At 43.2% G+C, this 18356-nt stretch carries 12 protein-coding genes and 1 tRNA gene; 1 reads left to right on the top strand and 12 read right to left on the bottom strand.

Annotated elements, in window-relative coordinates:
- Positions 1–3: 3 nt before the first annotated feature.
- The 12 genes from HMPREF1535_RS24275 to mutA form a co-directional block, all read right to left on the bottom strand.
- On the bottom strand, positions 4–3462 hold the full coding sequence (locus HMPREF1535_RS24275) for a TonB-dependent receptor (RefSeq protein ID WP_232312453.1): 3459 nt from the start codon (positions 3460–3462) through the stop codon (positions 4–6).
- 192 nt (positions 3463–3654) lie between these two features.
- Positions 3655–4743, bottom strand: coding sequence for a FecR family protein (locus HMPREF1535_RS24270; RefSeq protein ID WP_007654261.1), 1089 nt, complete (start codon positions 4741–4743; stop codon positions 3655–3657).
- Between the two features lie 95 nt (positions 4744–4838).
- A complete protein-coding gene (locus tag HMPREF1535_RS24265) occupies positions 4839–5432 on the bottom strand; it encodes an RNA polymerase sigma factor (RefSeq protein WP_007654267.1) in 594 nt (197 codons plus the stop codon).
- A gap of 158 nt (positions 5433–5590) precedes the next feature.
- Complete coding sequence (gene murQ, locus HMPREF1535_RS24260; RefSeq protein WP_010800518.1) at positions 5591–6412, bottom strand: N-acetylmuramic acid 6-phosphate etherase; 822 nt, start codon at positions 6410–6412, stop codon at positions 5591–5593.
- A gap of 69 nt (positions 6413–6481) precedes the next feature.
- Entirely contained in the window at positions 6482–7762 is a 1281-nt protein-coding gene (locus HMPREF1535_RS24255; RefSeq protein WP_007654269.1) for an acetylxylan esterase, read from the bottom strand.
- Between the two features lie 62 nt (positions 7763–7824).
- The gene (locus HMPREF1535_RS24250) at positions 7825–8667 is read right to left on the bottom strand and encodes a hypothetical protein (RefSeq protein WP_010800519.1); all 843 of its coding nucleotides are present in this window, start codon (positions 8665–8667) and stop codon (positions 7825–7827) included.
- 19 nt (positions 8668–8686) lie between these two features.
- Positions 8687–9985: an MFS transporter gene (locus HMPREF1535_RS24245; protein WP_007654276.1), complete on the bottom strand. Its 1299-nt coding sequence runs from the start codon at positions 9983–9985 to the stop codon at positions 8687–8689.
- Positions 9982–10962 carry a DUF4922 domain-containing protein gene (locus HMPREF1535_RS24240; protein ID WP_010800520.1) on the bottom strand — a complete coding sequence of 327 codons (981 nt, stop codon included), beginning with the start codon at positions 10960–10962 and terminating at the stop codon, positions 9982–9984. The genes HMPREF1535_RS24245 and HMPREF1535_RS24240 overlap by 4 nt, the downstream gene beginning before the upstream one ends.
- A 1-nt stretch (position 10963) precedes the next feature.
- Positions 10964–12436 carry a glycosyltransferase family 2 protein gene (locus HMPREF1535_RS24235; protein WP_046147902.1) on the bottom strand — a complete coding sequence of 491 codons (1473 nt, stop codon included), beginning with the start codon at positions 12434–12436 and terminating at the stop codon, positions 10964–10966.
- A 41-nt stretch (positions 12437–12477) separates the two neighbouring features.
- The gene (locus HMPREF1535_RS24230; RefSeq protein ID WP_046147901.1) at positions 12478–13704 is read right to left on the bottom strand and encodes a J domain-containing protein; all 1227 of its coding nucleotides are present in this window, start codon (positions 13702–13704) and stop codon (positions 12478–12480) included.
- Between the two features lie 88 nt (positions 13705–13792).
- On the bottom strand, positions 13793–15943 hold the full coding sequence (gene scpA, locus HMPREF1535_RS24225; RefSeq protein ID WP_010800522.1) for a methylmalonyl-CoA mutase: 2151 nt from the start codon (positions 15941–15943) through the stop codon (positions 13793–13795).
- Positions 15944–15955: 12 nt separating this feature from the next.
- Positions 15956–17818: a methylmalonyl-CoA mutase small subunit gene (gene mutA / locus HMPREF1535_RS24220; RefSeq protein ID WP_010800523.1), complete on the bottom strand. Its 1863-nt coding sequence runs from the start codon at positions 17816–17818 to the stop codon at positions 15956–15958.
- A gap of 274 nt (positions 17819–18092) precedes the next feature.
- Between mutA and HMPREF1535_RS24215 the strand changes: the two genes are divergently transcribed.
- A tRNA-Glu gene (locus tag HMPREF1535_RS24215) sits at positions 18093–18165 on the top strand.
- Positions 18166–18356: the final 191 nt, after the last annotated feature.

Here is an 18356-nt window from a genome sequence, read left to right as displayed (position 1 = left end):
GATTTAAAAGGTTAGATTAATTCCGAATGAATAGTTTCTCGATATCGGATAGATGGCACCTGCATTTTCTTTATTTCCTCCTCCCAAAGTCGGATCGGATGCAACCGTTGTCTCCGGCTCCAGAGAATCGGGTAACTTTGTTATTGTCAGCAGATTTTCTCCGGATACATAGATACGTATTCGCTGCAAGAACAATTTTCTGGAAATATGTTTCGGAACCGTATAACCTAATTGAAGATTCTTCAGACGTAAATAACTGGCATTAAGCACATATCTTGACTGAGGCAAACGGTTTTTCTCCAACTCATATGTAAAATAAGGCTTCGGAAAATAAGCATCGGTATTAGGTCCCAATGCACTTTGCTCATCAGCCGGACGCCAATAGTCCAAAGCCGGACTGTTACTGAACAATGCAGATTCTGATCCGGGCGTTCCGCCTATCACAACTCCGTAAAACCGGTTCAAGCTTACATTTGCCAGATAATCCCGTTTACCGATGCCTTGCCAAAACATATTGAAATCAAAATCTTTCCATGTCAAACCGGCCGTAATACCATAATTGAAACGGGGGGTATGGTTACCGATCACTTTCAGGTCGCCATGATCATTCAATGTCCTTGCACCGTCATCCAGAATATTATTACCGTCCAGGTCTTTATATTTCATATCACCAGGCCCCCAGGTATTGTAATATTTGGACTGGTCGGGCATCGGTTCACCTTCCGATTGTATGATACCGTCTGTTACAAATCCCCATATCTCTCCTACTTTTTTACCTTCATACCAGTCATCGATACGTCCGCTGTCATTTTTGTATTTAAGGATCGTAGAACGGCTGTCTCCCAAGCTGAAAGCGACATTATAAGACAAGTCCGAAGTGATATGGTCACGCCAACTTACTGTCAGTTCAAAACCTTTGGTAGACAACTTGGCATTATTACTGTAAGGAATACTTGTTCCCAATACGGCAGGAACACTTTCAGCCGGTCCGAACATATCGCTGGTCACCCTGTTATACCAATCAAAAACAACTCCAAGACGATTATTGAGGAAACCCATATCTGCACCAATGTTCAATGTAGTCACAGTCTCCCAGGTCAAGTCATTTGGAACAATACCGGGAACTGTTGCATATATAGGCAACGAGTTTCCGATTATATGCGGTAAATCCCTATTAACAGGAACTGTGGAAAGATACAGATAGTTAGCGACATTCTGGTTGCCCAATGAACCGTATGAAGCACGTAACTTCAAAGAATTCATATAAGGTTCCACCGGATTCCAGAAATCTTCTTTCGAAATATTATATCCGACTGAAACGGAAGGGAAAAAGCCCCATCTCGAATTCTTTGCAAAACGGGAAGAGCCATTATAACGTGCACTGAATTCAAACAGATATTTCTCTTTATAATTATAATTAACACGTCCGAAATAACCTTCTGTCGCCCAATGCGTGATTTCATCCGACAAGGTCACATTACCTAATGCCGTATTGATCGAAGGTACTTCTTCCGTGATCAATTGCATCTTTGAACCGTACAAACCACGGAAATAACTCGTTTCCCTTTCGTATCCGAATAATACTTTGAAATAATGGTCTTTCCATGTCTTCTCATACGAAGTGATCCCGTTGGCAAGCGTATAATAGGAATAAGCCAGTTGTTCCACAGAACCACTTTCCGGAGCACCGATATTTCCGATCGAACCATTCGGGTTCTGAACCTGAACCGGCTTGGGGTTCTGTATATTGGAACTGCCACCATAATTATAGTTATATGAAATACTGGTCTTCCATCCTGCTATCGGTTCGATCTCACCACGAAGCGTCAATCCCAAATCATGATTTTCCTTACGTTCACGTCCGTTACTCTGCAAAGCACGGACCAACGGGTTACTGATCGTACCATCTTCATTATACATAGGCATCAGTGGTCCGAAAGACAGGAAAGAACGTAAAATATACCCCTGAGACTGTCCTACAATACCTAACGGACGATCTATCTCTGAACGGGAATATTTGGAACTGAAATCAAAACGCAGCCATTTCTTGATTTCCGAAGATATATTGGCCATCACATTATAACGCTGGTATTTATCATCCCCCCATTTATATAGACCACCCTGATCCAGATATCCGGCAGAAACATAATATTGCGTTTTCTCCCCTCCGCCTTCTATATTGATATTGTGCTTTTGCGAAAAAGCCGATTTCTTATAATACATCGAAGGCCAGTCATAATTCGCATTACCTTCCCATCTACCTCTCCAGATACTTGCAGGCGGACTCTCCAGATTATATTCCGGCTTATACGTCCCAGCCATATAATCTTTCACACGCTGCACCTGCGCATCCGGATAGATCGGAGCCAATCCGGAGTTTGCCTGTATCTGGTTATATGCCGTAACCCAAGTCAAAGCATCCACAAAATGCGGAATATTCAACGGAGAAGCAAAAGACAGGTTATTATTATACTGTATATGCATTTCCTGATTCTTTTTCCCTCTCTTAGTCGTTACCAATATAACCCCGAAAGGCGCACGAGAACCATATATCGCTGAAGCCGAAGCATCTTTCAGAACAGATATACTTTCAATAGACTCCGGATCCACAGTGTCAATATTAGTTTCCACTCCATCGACCAGAACCAACGGAGACTGGTTACCTGCCAATGAACCGGTACCACGGATATTCCATGTCCGTGCAGCACCTGGTTCACCACCCAGACTATTCATACTGATATTCAGGTTAGGAGAAGCTCCCTGGATCAACTGGGACATGGTTGGAGCCGAACGGTTTGCCAATACCTCTTCCGTGATTACATCGACAGAGCCGGTTAAATTCACTTTTTTCTGCGTGCCATATCCGACAACCACGACTTCATCCAGACTTTTAGAATCTTCCTGTAGCGTAATATTAAGCTGGCGGTTGCCTTTTACCGGGATTTCCTGCGTAATATAACCGATATAAGAGACCAGCAAAACAGCATTGTCCTGTACTGCCAAAGTAAATTTTCCATCCAGATCGGTAACAGTCCCATTTGTCGTACCTTTTTCCACCACATTAGCACCGATAACCGGCAATTTATGTTCATCCAATACAAGTCCTGTTATCTGCTTTTTTTCCACAACAGCCTGAGGCAGCCGGACTTCAGGATCCTGTTTCTTCTTATAAAAAATGACTTGACGATCTACAATTTTATAATCAGCCCCGGATCCTTCCAGCAGGTTATCCAGAATCTCATTTATAGAACCGTGAGACTTTTCCACATGGACTTTTTTAGACAAGTCAATCGCATTGTCATTATAAAAGAAAATAAATTCGGTTTTTCCTTCAATTTCGCTGAATACTTCTTGCAGGGTTTTATTTCCTGAAGACAGATGGATTTCCGTAACCTGGGCATACGTTGCTTCGTTCGCCCAACCATATGTTACAAACAGCAAGAGTAACAAAGTAATTCTCATAATATGAAGTACTTTCCGAAATTCTTTACAAGAATTCCGGGGATTTGTGATTAATTTCATACCTTTGTATATGTTTTTAGATTAAAAAATGTTTTTAGTAAAGCTTTTTTAATTTGAACTTAACCGGAAAGTAGGACCAGTACTTTCCGGTTTTCTTTTTTATGTCTTTTCTATCCCATGGTATTCCGTTTTTTATTGTTTAACACTAATCTTTATTACATCACCTTCTTTATCATATTCTATCGGCGCCGTGATAGATATAATCCGGAAAGTTTCCCTGATATCCGACTTTAAATCCAGTTTTCCGCTTACCGTCACTTTACTGATTTCCGCAGGATCAAAAGTCAGGACTACATTATAATATCTTTCTATTTTCTTCAGGACATCAGCCAACGATTCATTATGAAAAATAAGGAAACCGTCTTTCCAACAGATATATTCATATATATCCGCATCCTCTATCCGAGTCGCAAAAGTACTCTTCTCCAAAGTATAGAGTTGATTAGGCTTAATGGTTGTCGTATTCTTTTTATTAGCCACTTTAACCGCAACAGAACCTGTCGCCAAAGCGACGAACTGTTGTTTGTCATTTTTATAGGCAGATACATTAAATGATGTTCCCAGAACATTCACTTCCATCATATCCGTTTTTACCACAAACGGATGCTTTTCATTACGTGCTACCTCCAGATAAATTTCACCTTCCACATATATCTCCCGTCTGTCGGACGCAAATACTGCCGGATAAACCAGTTTCGTTCCGGAATTTGCCCAAATAGCGGAACCATCGCTCAATGTCACACGGGTTGTTTTTCCATGCGGAACGATCAGTTGGTTGTATTCACGCCTCGATGGTTCCGGCAAATCTATCTGCTTCTGATTCACACGCATATTCCCATCCTCATCATGGGATACTTGTACATCTTTGTCTTCAAACTCTATTTTATCTTTATCGCCTAAAATCACCATCACATTATTCGAGGCATCATCCGGTAATTGAGTATTGGAAAGAATGCTGTTATAATCGATCTCTTCCCGGGGAGATAAACCGGTATATATATAATAGGTAGCAATACACAATATTGCTACAACAGCAACATAACGCAGGAACATAGAGAAAGAGACAGACATACGTTTCGGACGACGGATAGCAGATTCTATTTTTGTCCACAATTCAGCTTTAGCTTCTGAAGAAAGTCCTTCATCAACCACTCTGATCTTCCGTTTCAATAACCGAAGATCTTCTTCCGAACTTTTTTTATTTTCTTCCGAGTTGTTCATCCTATTATAGTCTGTTATGTATTCATTAGGGAAACGAAAATGAGGCGCGTTTTGTACTCACTCAAAAGAGAAAAAATCAGAAATAAATTAAGCAATCAATTTAACGAGCTCAAAAACAAGATGATAAGAGTATCCATATTCAGACAACTTCTAATTTTTTCCATTGCACGGTGAACAATGTTACGGGCTGACTGATTATTAATTCCCAGCAACTGGGATATTTCATCATACGACATTTCCGCCTGAAAACGCAAATAAATCGCTTCTTTCTGACGATCAGACAAAAGACTGAGGACTTCTTCAAACCGGGCTTTTATACTTTCATCCGGTTCTTCATCCTCCTCCTGTCCAAATGCAAATTGTACATGGAAAGGTAATTCTTCCGGCGAAATATAGACCATCCGCTGGTTATGACGGATCATGTCTATCAATAAATTTTTCAATGAACTGAACAAGTAAAACAGAGGATTGGATAAAGCCGGAAGTTGTTGTCGGTTCTCATACAGTTTAATGAATAACTCCTGAATGCAGTCCTTCACTGACTCTTCATCGCTGACAAACTTTGTCCCATATCTGTATAATTTATCCGATGTCAATTCAAAGAGCGCAGAAAAGGCACTCTCCTCTCCATTACGGAAAAGTTCCCAAAGTGTAGTTTCATTTTTGAGGTCTTGCGAGTTTCGGACCATATGATATTTCTATTAATACGAACTATAAACACATAATAATGAAAGAAAAAATACAGTCAAACCTTCCATCTTTATCTCATATCTCTAAGACAAAGATAAGAAAAGTATCGATAAATCCATTTTCTCTTGCTTTTGTTTCGCACCCTCATACTATCATATCACAATTTCCCTGCACGATAAGCATCTATCGCTTCCTTTACGGATCCATGCATAAGCAGCAGATGGTAAGACTCAATGTAGCCAAGGTTTAGTTCGTTCATCAACATCCGTGTCCCACGGTCGATCAGTTTCTGGTTGGTAAGTTGCATATTTACCATCCGGTTGCCTTTTACACGTCCCAGTTGGATCATTACCGAAGTAGAGATCATGTTCAGGATCATCTTTTGCCCTGTTCCGGATTTCATTCGCGAACTACCGGTAACAAACTCCGGACCTACGATCATTTCAATGGCTACATCTGCCTCCGCTGCCATCGGAGAATCCGGATTACTGGAAATGGAAGCTGTCAGGATTCCTTGCTCACGTGCCTTGCGCAAAGCTCCTATTACATAGGGAGTCGTTCCGGATGCGGCAATACCGATTACTGTATCTTTTGTTGTGATATGGTGCTCCTGCAATTCCTCCCAACCGCGATTCAGATCATCTTCCGCATTTTCTACCGGATTACGAAGCGCTTTGTCTCCACCCGCAATCAGTCCGATCACCAGGGTTGGCGGCATTCCGAAAGTAGGGGGGATCTCCGAAGCATCGAGTACGCCCAGACGTCCACTTGTGCCGGCACCCAGATAAAAGATACGTCCCCCTTGTTTCATCCGGGGGACGATCTGTAATACAAGTTCTTCAACCTTAGGTATCGTTTTCCGGACTGCTGACGCAACTTTCTGGTCTTCCGTATTTATATCGTCCAGTAATTCGCGGACCGACTTGCTTTCCAGATTATTATATAATGAGTCTTGCTCTGTTATCTTAGTAAACGACATATTAATATGTATTATGTATGTTGCTAAACAGATACAAAACTAACAAAATTTATGTCTGCGAACCTCTTCTTACTTATACATTTCTTTCAACCATTGGAACCGTGCCATATTTTGTTCCGGATAAGTCCAGTGACCGGTTTCCAGATAAAGATGCAGTTCTTTTGCTCCCGGAATGACATTATAAGCGGAATACATGGAAGTTGGAGGACAAGTCACATCATTATATCCCCAGCTATACCACCCCGGTGCATTTACACGACGGGCAAAATTAACCACATCAAAATAAGCTAATGTCTCCACCTCATTCGGACCAGGTTTTGCATTCCGGTAATAATGAGGCCAGCCACCGGCACGCTGGTGTAAATAACCGGCATAATCACATAAGGCCGGATAGAATGCTGCCAGAAACTTAATACGCGGATCCAATCCTGCCGTAACGATAGAAAGCGCTCCTCCCTGACTACCACCGGTTACACCGACAGTCGAACCGTCAAATTCAGGTAAAGAGAAAATAAAATCCACCGCTCTCACACAACCGAGATACACCCGTTTGTAATAATGGGTGTCACGATCATTCTTATTGATCCCGGGATAGCCGTTCAAAGCACCGGATGCCAGATTGTTATATACTTCTTGTGGCATATTTACCGGAATCCCATGAATACCGATCTCTAATGTGATAACATCATCCCCTAAATTCATGCCGTTATACGGACGGATACCGGCACCCGGAACCTGGAGGATAGCCGGATATACCCCTTCCTTTTTGGGGACAACCAGAATACCATACATACGGGAACCCGGACGCTCATTCTGAAAACTGACATGATAAACGTTTTGCGTAGACGTACATCTTTCCGGCATCAACACCATTTTAGGGTCCAGAGACGTTTTACGGGCATCTTCAATCGCCTGCTTCCAGAAACTGTCGAAATCTTTCGGATCAGCGGTTGTCGGCCGGATTCTTTCTTCGTCTACGGCAACCGTGGCCATTCCTTCATAATTGCGACCATCTACTTTTGCTATGACCTTACAACGCAAAAAACCAGGTTCATTCATGGAGCCTTTTAATGTTGTTTTACCATTTTTCAAAAGTACATCCGCTTCCTTCTTTACGGGGAAATACTCCGGTCCCACTTCATAATCAACCACCACGTCTTTCAGGAGATTTTCATTCCTAAAGACCTGAACGGTAAAAGTAACTTCCTCCTTTTGTTTATATTTCCAGTCTGTCCGATCCGGAGATACCACCACATTGACCAATTTCTGAGCCGGCTGAGCCTCCAGCCTTAACGAACTTCCTACCAGCAATACCAGAAGGAAGCAGAATGAGAATAACACTTTTTTCATCTTGAGAATTTATTAAATATAAGATTACAAACACAACAAAGATAAATACGATCTATCAGATATCAAAACGTTGATTGACCATGATATGCAATCAGTCCTTCCATCGGACTTCGGGCGATCGTCCCCAAACGGATTCCCAAATCAAACGCGATCTCCTTCAATATATCCTGATAATACCAGGCTACCGAACCTACCAGGTGGACAGGCAGTTCAAAATAATCGTACTGTTTCACATTCCGGGTAAAAAAAGCCAGAAAACTACGGGTAACCAACTCCCAGATAGCCGGTTCATCCAGATGCTCCCGTATAAAAGGAGAAAATCCTGCCAGAAAACGGTTAGGGAAAGGCTGCCGGTAAACCTTGTCCATAATCAGGGCCGGGGTCAACTCATATTGTGTCAGAAACTGATCTTTCAGGGCCGGAGACAACTGGTCTTTCAAGACATCACCAATCAATAATTTCCCCAATACCGCACCACTCCCCTCATCGCCCAGGATAAATCCCAGAGGAGAGACATTCTTTACAATCTCCCTGCCATCATAATAACAAGAGTTGGAACCGGTTCCCATAATGCAGGCAATCCCCGGCTGATCTCCGCACAGGGCACGGGCAGCCGCAAGCAAGTCGCTCCCTACCTCAACCGGAACAGACAGATACCGGTTGACGGCCCGCCTGATCATATTATTCTTCTCCGGGAAAGCACATCCTGCTCCGTAAAAATAAATAGCTGAAGGTTCGAAATCTTTTAGAGAAGGTAACAGGCCGGCTTCTATCTCCTTCCCGATTTCCTCTTCTGTCTGAAAAAAAGGATTCATGCCCCGTGTTTTGAAACGGAGGATAAATTCACCATTCTCCACTACACACCAATCAGTCTTCGTGGACCCACTATCAGCTATCAATATCATATTTCACTTTATTATAAAATCAATCAATACGTCTGTCTTTTTTGCCAAATGCAGGATCTATCTTCAGGAAAGCCGTCACTGCCAAAGTGATCAGGCAGCATCCCATCACCCACCAGAAAAAGTGCTCATATCCCAACTGCTCCTGCAACCATCCGGCAATCATTCCCGGCAGCATCATACCTAAAGCCATAAATGCCGTACAGATGGCATAATGAGCCGTCTTATGTTCACCCTCTGAGAAATAAATAAGGAACAGCATATAAGCCGTAAAGCCGAATCCATACCCAAACTGCTCAATAAAGACACATACATTTATGATAAGCAGATTCTCCGGCAGGGCACTGCTCAGGTAAATAAAGACCAGATCCGGCAAAGTAATTGCCAGCGCCATCGGCCAAAGCCATTTCTTCAGTCCGCCTTGTGCCGCAACAATTCCACCGATGATCCCGCCTAAGGTCAGTCCGATAATCCCGATCGTACCATAAACAAAACCGATCTCTGCCGTTGATAATCCGAGTCCTCCAACATCACGCGGATCAATCAGGAAAGGAGTGACCAGTTTTACCAGCTGTGCTTCCGGGAAACGGTATAACAGCATAAACAGGATCGCAATCAAGGCCTGTTTCTTCTTAAAAAACGAAACAAATGTAGCAAAGAATTCTTTAAACAGGGTAGAAGCCGTCACAGCAACAGCCGGTCTGTCCGATTCGGGTGTCGGCAATATATATTTATGATACAGGCATAGCCCGATAAACAAACCTGCCAGGATCAAAAATGTAACCGACCAGGCCAGCGGTATCTTTCCGGTACTTTCTTCCAAAGCACCAGCCAGCATCACCAACAGACCTTGTCCGGCAATAGTTGCGATACGGTAAAATGTACTTCGTATCCCGACATAAAAAGCCTGGTCATGCGAATCCAGCGCTAACATATAGAAACCGTCAGCCGCAATATCATGCGTTGCAGAACTAAACGCCACCAACCAGAATATAGCCAAAGTCAGCTGAAAAGAATAATCCATCGGAATAGTAAAAGCAATACCCGCCAGTCCTGCACCTATCAGGAACTGCATGGTAACCACCCACCAGCGCTTCGTCTTCAGTAAATCGACGAAAGGACTCCAGAAGGGTTTGATCACCCAGGGGAGATAAAGCCAACTGGTATAGAGGGCTATATCTGTATTACTGATCCCCAAACGTTTATACATGATGACAGAGATCGTCATCACTGCCACATAAGGGAGGGCCTCTGCAAAATAAAGCGTAGGTATCCAGCTCCATGGAGACGCTATTGTGGATTTTCCGGTTAATAGTTTCATTTTCGCGAGCTAGATTGTATCATTTTACGTACTATTTCATTCTTCTCTTCTTCCGAAATGCTTACTTCCCGCAAAATAGTTTCAAGATCTTCAGACGTCACCTTATCAAAATCCTTCTCTAAAGGAGTGATAAAAAGACCGGCCATCTCAACCGTTGCCGGACTGATCAGGATATTGGCATCCCCTTCTGCATAAAAACAGGACGGACGCAATTCCTTACGAGGGAATATACAGGATATCCAGTTATCCTCATCCTTCCAGTTATCCTCATCCTTCCAAGTAACCACATTCATCATCGGTTCAGAATCTCCTTCTTTTATTTCCAGTTGTGCGTATAATTGTTTAAAAGCATAGTCGGCTTCGCGCAAATCACTGGAGATCAGCAGAAATGCAGACGCCATAAAATCGTAAAGTACATAAAGAACCGTATTACGCCCCTCCCAGACTATACCCTTGGAAGCCTTTTTATAGTTCATTTCAATCGGCAAATTCCCCAGTTCCATTGCCTGGAAATGCATGTGATCCGGTGCAGAGGCTCCACATTTCGGACCATTGTAAAAGACGGCATAATCCTGAAGATCGTGTGCCAACCACAGCATATCCTCATAATAAGGAAGAATTTGCTGATCTTCATGCCATTTCAATGGTATCGTCAGATGTCCGCTGGAGATTGGATAAGGATTAACCAGTATATCGAAAGCATCATTGTAATCAATACCATATTGTTCTTCCGGCCGGTGACAGAAAAAACACGGTCGTGCTTGCAAAGAAGCAGTGTCTGTTTTAGCAGCAGAGGAACGGATACGCTCCGGATTGAACTGTAATATAACAGGGAAATCTCTTATGTAAAGATACCGGGTCTTAAGGCTTGCCAAAGCATAGGTATTCGTGCGAACCAACTCCCAATCTCTTATCTGGTTATCGAGAAGATCTTCTACGCGTTCTCTCAACTCATTCATTTCAGACTTATCAATCATATCATTTTTGATTTAACGTTCTTCGGGTACCCAATTCAATGGCTCGGATACTGTCTTTATAGGCATTATGTTCGTTGGTTTTCCGGATATCCAATGCGGCATCGGTATTGTCCTCCCAACGGCGGCAGAGATAAAGGACATCGTAAATACGCCCGATCCGGTAAATACGCGATATAGCCAATCCTATGGCATAATCTTCGCCATAACTCACATTCGGCATTTTCAACTCGCGAAGAATCGGGGTATAGAAAGCACGGGGTGCTCCCAGTCCATTGATACGCAAAGCATTATTACGTCCATTCTCTTCCGTCCATTCCCGGTGGTCGATAATGCCGGGCGCTATTTCATTCAGGTCGAAATCAGTCATTTTATAGGTTCCGATCACCATTGCACAACTTTCCGCATAAAAAGCATCCACAATCTTTTGCAAAGTATCGGGACCGCTATACACATCATCACTGTCAAGCTGTACACAAAACTTACCGCACGAAGGATGCCCAGCCGCCTCATTCCAACAACCGCCGATTCCGAGATCGTCACGTTCGGGGATCAGGTGTATCAGACGTTTATCTTCTGCATACTGCTGAATAACCTCTGTTGTCCCGTCGGTCGAATGATTGTCGACAATGATCAGGTTGAAGTCAAAATTGGTCTGCTGCCTAAAAACAGAACGGATCGCATCCTCGATCGTACGGACGCGGTTGCGGACAGGGATGATCACAGATGCTTCGCAAGGGAAACCTTCCTTCTTGAACTTTACCGTCAAAGGCTTCTTCTTCAGAAAAGCACCCAAATATTTCAGATAGACAGTACAGGCCGATTCCATTTCCTCCTGCACCTCACGATTCTTTGGATCCACATAATCAAACTGTTTCTCGCCGCTTTTCCGATTATCTTCTTCTGTAAAAGAATAAAGATACTCCCGGATATGAACAATAGTCTCCGGCATAAATGAGGCATTGAGCTGGTAAAAATAGAAACCTGCATAGACATACTCCGGAAACATTTTTTTACGAGATTCGAAATAATAGTTCAATTCATCGTAATTAAGCAGCAATAACGGACCGAAATCAAAATCATCCCGTATGCTTCCCTCCTGATAATCGTTCAACGGGTGTTCCTGCCGGATACCGTTACATATTTTATAATGATCGGCATAAACGATTTTACAACATCTGTTTTCAGCGACAAAAAGCATCCGTTCCAATCCGTTTTGTCCGAACTTCAAAGGAGTTGTACGGGTATAGAATAAAACATCCCGCCCGTCGGCATGTTCCCAAATAGTACGCAAAGTATTTGTACCGGTCAGCGTATCGACCTGCAGGATTTCGCAACCGTCACAAGCTTCCGCCTGCAATGAATCAGAAGCTAAAAGATATATTTTATTAACCAGCCCGGTACTCCTGAGTTCGTCTACAGTCAGTTTCACCATGGCTGGAGAAACATAAGGCAAAAAACAATTTACTGTTTGCATAATAGCACTTTTAAGATTGTCGGGTAAAGATAACAAAAAGATTAATCCTCCTCCCAGAAAAAGTCATCATAAAGCTCTTCTTCTCTTTGCTTTTTCCGGTATTTTTTCAAAAAAGCTCTCATTCCCGTAAGTGTAGAAACGCTTTGCATATACTCTTCCACTGTTTGCAGCAGGTTTTTCTGCTGAGACAAAAGAATATCCAGGTGAATATCTATCTCTTTCAAAGGAACAGTTCTCAATTGCGTATAAGCATTTTCCACACCAGATAAAGGAGCCTGACAAATCAGGTAAAATTCTTCTTCCAAGCGATTCAACTGTGCACGCAGAATCTTATTATAACGTTTCAAAACCTCATCCGTTTGCGATTGAGGTGTCTTTGCCGATTCTTCCTGCAACCAGTTAATCTGCATCATCAACAAGGAAGCCAAGTCTTTTTGTTTATATGCTTCCGTCAGTTGTTTCATCCGTTCTTCCTTCTGTGCACGCAATGTTTCATCAGTTTCCCGGTCCGGATGAAGTTCCTTCACCAGTTCCAGATATATTTCACGCATTGACTTTAAAGTTTGTTCCTCCTGCAATTTCTGATTCAATTCGGCTTTGGTCATTTTCCTTTCTCTGGACTGCGACGATTTCTGTTCCTCTCTGGCTGCACGCCTCTGTTGTTCTTTTTCTTCCGCCGCCTCCATTTTCTCCATCTCATTCTTCATTAAATCATTAAAAGCGTTGAGCAGTTCCTCTTCCGTCTTTGCGTTTTTCATTTTCTTATTGAGTTTAAAACCCATCATTTGGATAGCGAACAACGTATCCTGTACTGCTTCCATTTCCAGTTCTTCATGAGTCATTCCGGATAAGAGTTCCTCATATTTATGAACGAGGGGAACAATAACGGAGCGTTGCTCTTCATTCATATAGTCAGTCACTCCTTCGCTTTCAGCAGCAATAAGATCTATCAGCGTTTTCCGATCCGTTTTACTCAGTTTTCCTTCTTCATATATTCCATCCAGATAAATCAGATAATCATATTTCATTGCAGTCTCTTTCTCAAATAGAGATTTAGCATGCTCCTGATAGAAAGTTCTGATTTTTCGTTCCTTCTCAGGAATAAACGTGATTTCTGCCTTTAGTTCATTTATCTTCCTGTTCAGGCGATTGAACTCAGACTGGGCAGCGGTAAGTTTCGTTCTTCCTTTCTTTTTAATAACAGGAGTCAGGGACAAATCATCATTTGCCACATCCTGATCTTGAAATAGTTTTGCTTGTTTGTTCATATCAATACTTATATGGTAATAAAAAAACTGCGTAACTCTCCACCGAAAGCTACGCAGTCTCCTATTTATAATAAAAACTTTACAGCTATTATTCTTCTCCTAACAGGATTTCCAGGATTTGAACGGCAGCCTTAGCGACTGATGTACCCGGACCGAAGATAGCGGCAACACCTGCCTTGTACAGGAAGTCGTAGTCCTGTGCAGGAATAACACCACCGGCGATAACGATAATGTCTTCGCGGCCTAACTTCTTCAGTTCATCGATAACTTGCGGAACCAATGTCTTGTGTCCGGCAGCCAAAGAAGAAACACCCATTACGTGAACGTCGTTTTCAACAGCCTGGCGGGCAGCTTCAGCCGGAGTCTGGAACAACGGTCCCATATCCACGTCGAAACCACAGTCGGCATAACCGGTAGCTACAACCTTAGCACCACGGTCGTGTCCGTCCTGACCCATCTTAGCGATCATGATACGCGGCTGGCGACCTTCTTTCTTAGCAAACTTTTCTGTCAGCTCGCAAGCCTTCAGGAAGTCGGCATCTTTCTTTGTTTCTGATGAATACACGCCTGATATAGTTCTGATGATTGCTTTATAACGTCCTACAACAACTTCGCAGGCATCAGAGATTTCTCCCAGTGATGCACGCAAGCCGGCAGCCTTAACAGCCAGTTCCAGCAAGTTGCCTTTCTTAGTTTTCACACATTCGGTGATGTCAGCCAATGCTTTCTGAACAGCTTCTTCGTCGCGGTTTTCACGCAACACCTTCAAATTGGCAATCTGTTCGTTACGTACGGCAGTGTTGTCAATCTCAAGGATATCGATCGGATCTTCTTTCGGCAGACGGTATTTGTTAACACCAACGATTGTCTGAACGCCTGAGTCGATACGAGCCTGAGTACGAGCAGCCGCTTCTTCGATACGCATCTTCGGAAGACCTGTTTCGATCGCTTTTGCCATACCACCCATGCTTTCGATTTCCTGGATCAAAGCCCAACCTTTGTGTACCAGTTCGTTTGTCAAAGATTCTACATAGTAAGAACCGGCCCACGGGTCGATTTCCTTACAGATCTTTGTTTCTTCCTGGATATAAATCTGTGTATTACGAGCGATACGTGCAGAGAAGTCTGTCGGCAAGGCGATAGCTTCGTCCAACGCATTGGTGTGCAAAGACTGCGTGTGTCCCAGTGCAGCTGCCATCGCTTCGATACAAGTACGGCCTACGTTGTTGAACGGGTCCTGTTCGGTCAACGACCATCCTGAAGTCTGGCAGTGAGTACGCAGCGCCAAAGATTTCGGGTTCTTGGCACCGAAACTCTTTACAATCTTCGCCCACAACATACGTGCGGCACGCATCTTGGCGATTTCCATGAAGTGGTTCACACCGATTGCCCAGAAGAATGACAGACGCGGAGCAAATGCATCCACATCGATACCTGCGTTAACACCGGCACGAAGATATTCCATACCGTCACACAATGTATAAGCCATTTCGATATCTGCTGTAGCACCGGCTTCCTGCATGTGGTAACCGGAGATAGAGATAGAGTTGAACTTCGGCATCTTCTGTGATGTATATTCGAAGATATCAGCGATGATCTTCATAGAGAATTCGGGCGGATAGATATATGTATTACGCACCATGAATTCTTTCAGGATATCGTTCTGGATAGTACCGGCCATTTCTTCCAACTTAGCGCCTTGTTCCAGACCTGCGTTGATGTAGAATGCCAATACCGGAAGAACACCACCGTTCATGGTCATGGAAACAGACATCTTGTTCAAAGGAATACCAGCGAACAATACTTTCATGTTTTCCAAAGAACAGATGGATACACCGGCTTTACCAACGTCACCTACAACACGTTCGTTGTCAGCATCGTATCCGCGGTGAGTCGGAAGGTCGAATGCAACAGACAGACCTTTCTGACCGGAAGCCAGGTTACGGCGGTAGAATGCATTTGATTCTTCTGCGGTAGAGAAACCGGCATACTGACGGATCGTCCAGGGACGCATCGCGTACATACCGCTATACGGGCCACGCAGATAAGGAGGCAGACCGGATGCATAGTGCAGATGCTCCATACCTTCCAGATCTTCTTTTGTATATACTGGTTTCACCTCGATATGCTCGGGTGTTTTCCAATTGGCTTCGATACCATTGGCTTTTGCCCATTCGGCAGCATTGGTAGCTGCAAAACCGGCATTCTTTATATCTATATTCTTAAAATTTGGTCTCATAATTGTTTCTACTTAAGCGATTCCTAATTTTGCGTTGAAAGCCTTCAATGTTTCAAGTACGTTGCTCTTCACATTGATAAACTGATCGATACCCTGAGCTTTCAGGTCTTCCATGCATTCAGGAGCACCTGCTACAACGAATTCAGCACGTCCGGCCAACGCCTTATAAGCGGCAGGAGCATATTCTGCATATTCGTCATCACTAGAACAAAGAACAACGATTTGAGCACCGGCTTTCATCGCTGCCTCAACACCAGCTTCAACAGTTTCAAAACCTAAGTTATCAATTACCTTATATCCGGCGCAAGCAAAGAAGTTGCTTGAGAACTGTGAACGGGCAATACGCATAGACAAGTTACCGATAGTCAGCATAAAGACATTCGGTGTCTTGCCGCTGTTTTCAGTTGCCAGACGCAATGCTTCAAATTCAGATGCACCACGAGAGAAATCAAGAGGAGTAACCGTTGCTTCACCGCAAGAATGACCACCACCGCAACAGCAGGAAGCTGTTTCTTTAATCTTACCGGCAGCCACTTCTGTGAAGTTCGGGAACTGGTTAGAACCCAGCAGGATTTCGCGACGGGTAGCAACAGCTTTCTTACGAGCTACGTTAGAAGCATTTACTGCATTCTGTATGTTACCGTTAGCCACTTCAGCACCGAAACCGCCTTTGTCTTCTACTTCCAGGAACAGTTTCCAGGCAACGTCAGCCAACGAGTTAGTCAGTACTTCTACATAATAAGAACCGGCAGAAGGATCGACCACCTTATCCAGGTGACATTCTTCTTTCAGTAACAATTGCTGGTTGCGTGCGATACGTTCTGAGAAATCATCCGGAGTTTGATAAGTCTTATCGAACGGACGAACAGTGATAGAATCGACACCTGCCAAAGCAGCAGACATCGCTTCAGTCTGAGAACGCAACAAGTTTACATGAGCGTCGTAAACAGTCATATTCCATTCGGAAGTCTGAGCATGTGCGTTCATCTTGCATGCACATTTGCATTCAGGATTGTAAGCAGCAACAATTTCAGCCCACAACCAACGTGCTGCACGAAACTTAGCAATTTCCATGAAGTAGTTAGAGCTGATACCCAGATTAAATTTAATCTTTTTGGCAACTTCGTCTGCGCTGAATCCAGCTTCAGTCAGTTTAGCCATCAGTTCGTTACCCCAAGCCAGTGCATAACCCAGTTCCTGAGTAATATAAGCACCTGCATTATTGAAGTAGAAAGCGTTTACAGCTAAAACTTTATAACCCGGCAGCGCCTGACCAGCTTTGAGCACAGCAGATGCAGCTTCTACCCAGTTTTCATTTTCTTTCCCTTTTACCAACGGTTTCTTGAACGGGTCGTAGTTAACAGAACCGAAACATTTGTTCAGGTCTACGTCTTTTCCCTTCAGGATATATTCCAGAATACCGATCAGTTTTTCAGCCTTGCAGTTACAAGTGTTGAAGTTCAGTTCAGTAGCTTCCGGACAGATACCGTTTAATAATGTTGCAATATTTTCGGCATTCACTTCATCACCTTTGATGATGAAACCGAGAGAAGTAACACCTTTGGTTAGCAAATCAAGAGCCTTTTCGTTGGCTTCCTTGAAACAGGTTACTTCAATGTTCTGGCGTACCTTCCAGTCGTTATCCTTCTTTGTTCCGCGAACATAAGGGAATTCACCGGGAAGAGACTCGGTAGTCTTCAAACCTTCGATGTCTTCTGCACGATAGAAAGGATTTACATTAAATCCTTCGCCTGTCTTCCAGACAAGCTTTTTCTCAAACGGAGCACCTTTCAGGTCAGCCGTAATCTTCGCCATCCACTCTTCAGTAGTGACCGGAGCGAATTCTGAGAAAAGTTTTTCTTTTAGTTCTGCCATAATATTAGTTATTTTAATACCGGTATTAGTAATTGTTCAATAGTATATTGTTCAATAACAGGTGGCAAAGGTAGAATAAATAAACAGGAAGAACAATGAAAAATAAACGAAATTGCGCTCAGTTTTAACGCCTTTTAGTTGTATGGAGACAATTATAGTAGCATAATGACAGGAAGATACAAAATTCTTTACATTTTTTCCTGTTCCGGAGAACACCGAAACGAAATAATAACTATTTTTGTCCCGTCAAACAATGAAAACTATGATATGAAACGGTGCATTCGTCTAGTGGCCTAGGACGCCGCCCTCTCACGGCGGAAACTCGGGTTCGATCCCCGGACGCACTACAAAAGCCTGCTGAATGATTTCGGCAGGCTTTTTTATAGAGATCAACATACAGTTTGCAAATTTCTCATATATTATGATACTGCATTCTCACATATTATGCGACTCTAATATCATAATATATGAGAAAGCAGTATCATAATATATAAAATCTGCGTCCATAAGAAACAAAAAAGCGACCTGTTGCCAGATC

The sequence above is a fragment of the Parabacteroides goldsteinii DSM 19448 = WAL 12034 genome (assembly GCF_000969835.1).
Classification (GTDB): Bacteria; Bacteroidota; Bacteroidia; order Bacteroidales; family Tannerellaceae; genus Parabacteroides; species Parabacteroides goldsteinii.
This window is presented reverse-complemented; position numbering and strand designations above follow the sequence as displayed.

What these genes read in the sequence shown, in the direction of transcription:
- mutA (WP_010800523.1), bottom strand. Translation starts at nt 17,818, where the DNA reads ATGGCAGAACTAAAAGAAAAACTTTTCTCAGAATTCGCTCCGGTCACT.
- HMPREF1535_RS24230 (WP_046147901.1), bottom strand. Translation starts at nt 13,704, where the DNA reads ATGAACAAACAAGCAAAACTATTTCAAGATCAGGATGTGGCAAATGAT.
- HMPREF1535_RS24265 (WP_007654267.1), bottom strand. Translation starts at nt 5,432, where the DNA reads ATGGTCCGAAACTCGCAAGACCTCAAAAATGAAACTACACTTTGGGAA.
- scpA (WP_010800522.1), bottom strand. Translation starts at nt 15,943, where the DNA reads ATGAGACCAAATTTTAAGAATATAGATATAAAGAATGCCGGTTTTGCA.
- HMPREF1535_RS24255 (WP_007654269.1), bottom strand. Translation starts at nt 7,762, where the DNA reads ATGAAAAAAGTGTTATTCTCATTCTGCTTCCTTCTGGTATTGCTGGTA.
- HMPREF1535_RS24235 (WP_046147902.1), bottom strand. Translation starts at nt 12,436, where the DNA reads ATGCAAACAGTAAATTGTTTTTTGCCTTATGTTTCTCCAGCCATGGTG.
- murQ (WP_010800518.1), bottom strand. Translation starts at nt 6,412, where the DNA reads ATGTCGTTTACTAAGATAACAGAGCAAGACTCATTATATAATAATCTG.
- HMPREF1535_RS24245 (WP_007654276.1), bottom strand. Translation starts at nt 9,985, where the DNA reads ATGAAACTATTAACCGGAAAATCCACAATAGCGTCTCCATGGAGCTGG.
- HMPREF1535_RS24250 (WP_010800519.1), bottom strand. Translation starts at nt 8,667, where the DNA reads ATGATATTGATAGCTGATAGTGGGTCCACGAAGACTGATTGGTGTGTA.
- HMPREF1535_RS24240 (WP_010800520.1), bottom strand. Translation starts at nt 10,962, where the DNA reads ATGATTGATAAGTCTGAAATGAATGAGTTGAGAGAACGCGTAGAAGAT.
- HMPREF1535_RS24270 (WP_007654261.1), bottom strand. Translation starts at nt 4,743, where the DNA reads ATGAACAACTCGGAAGAAAATAAAAAAAGTTCGGAAGAAGATCTTCGG.
- HMPREF1535_RS24275 (WP_232312453.1), bottom strand. Translation starts at nt 3,462, where the DNA reads ATGAGAATTACTTTGTTACTCTTGCTGTTTGTAACATATGGTTGGGCG.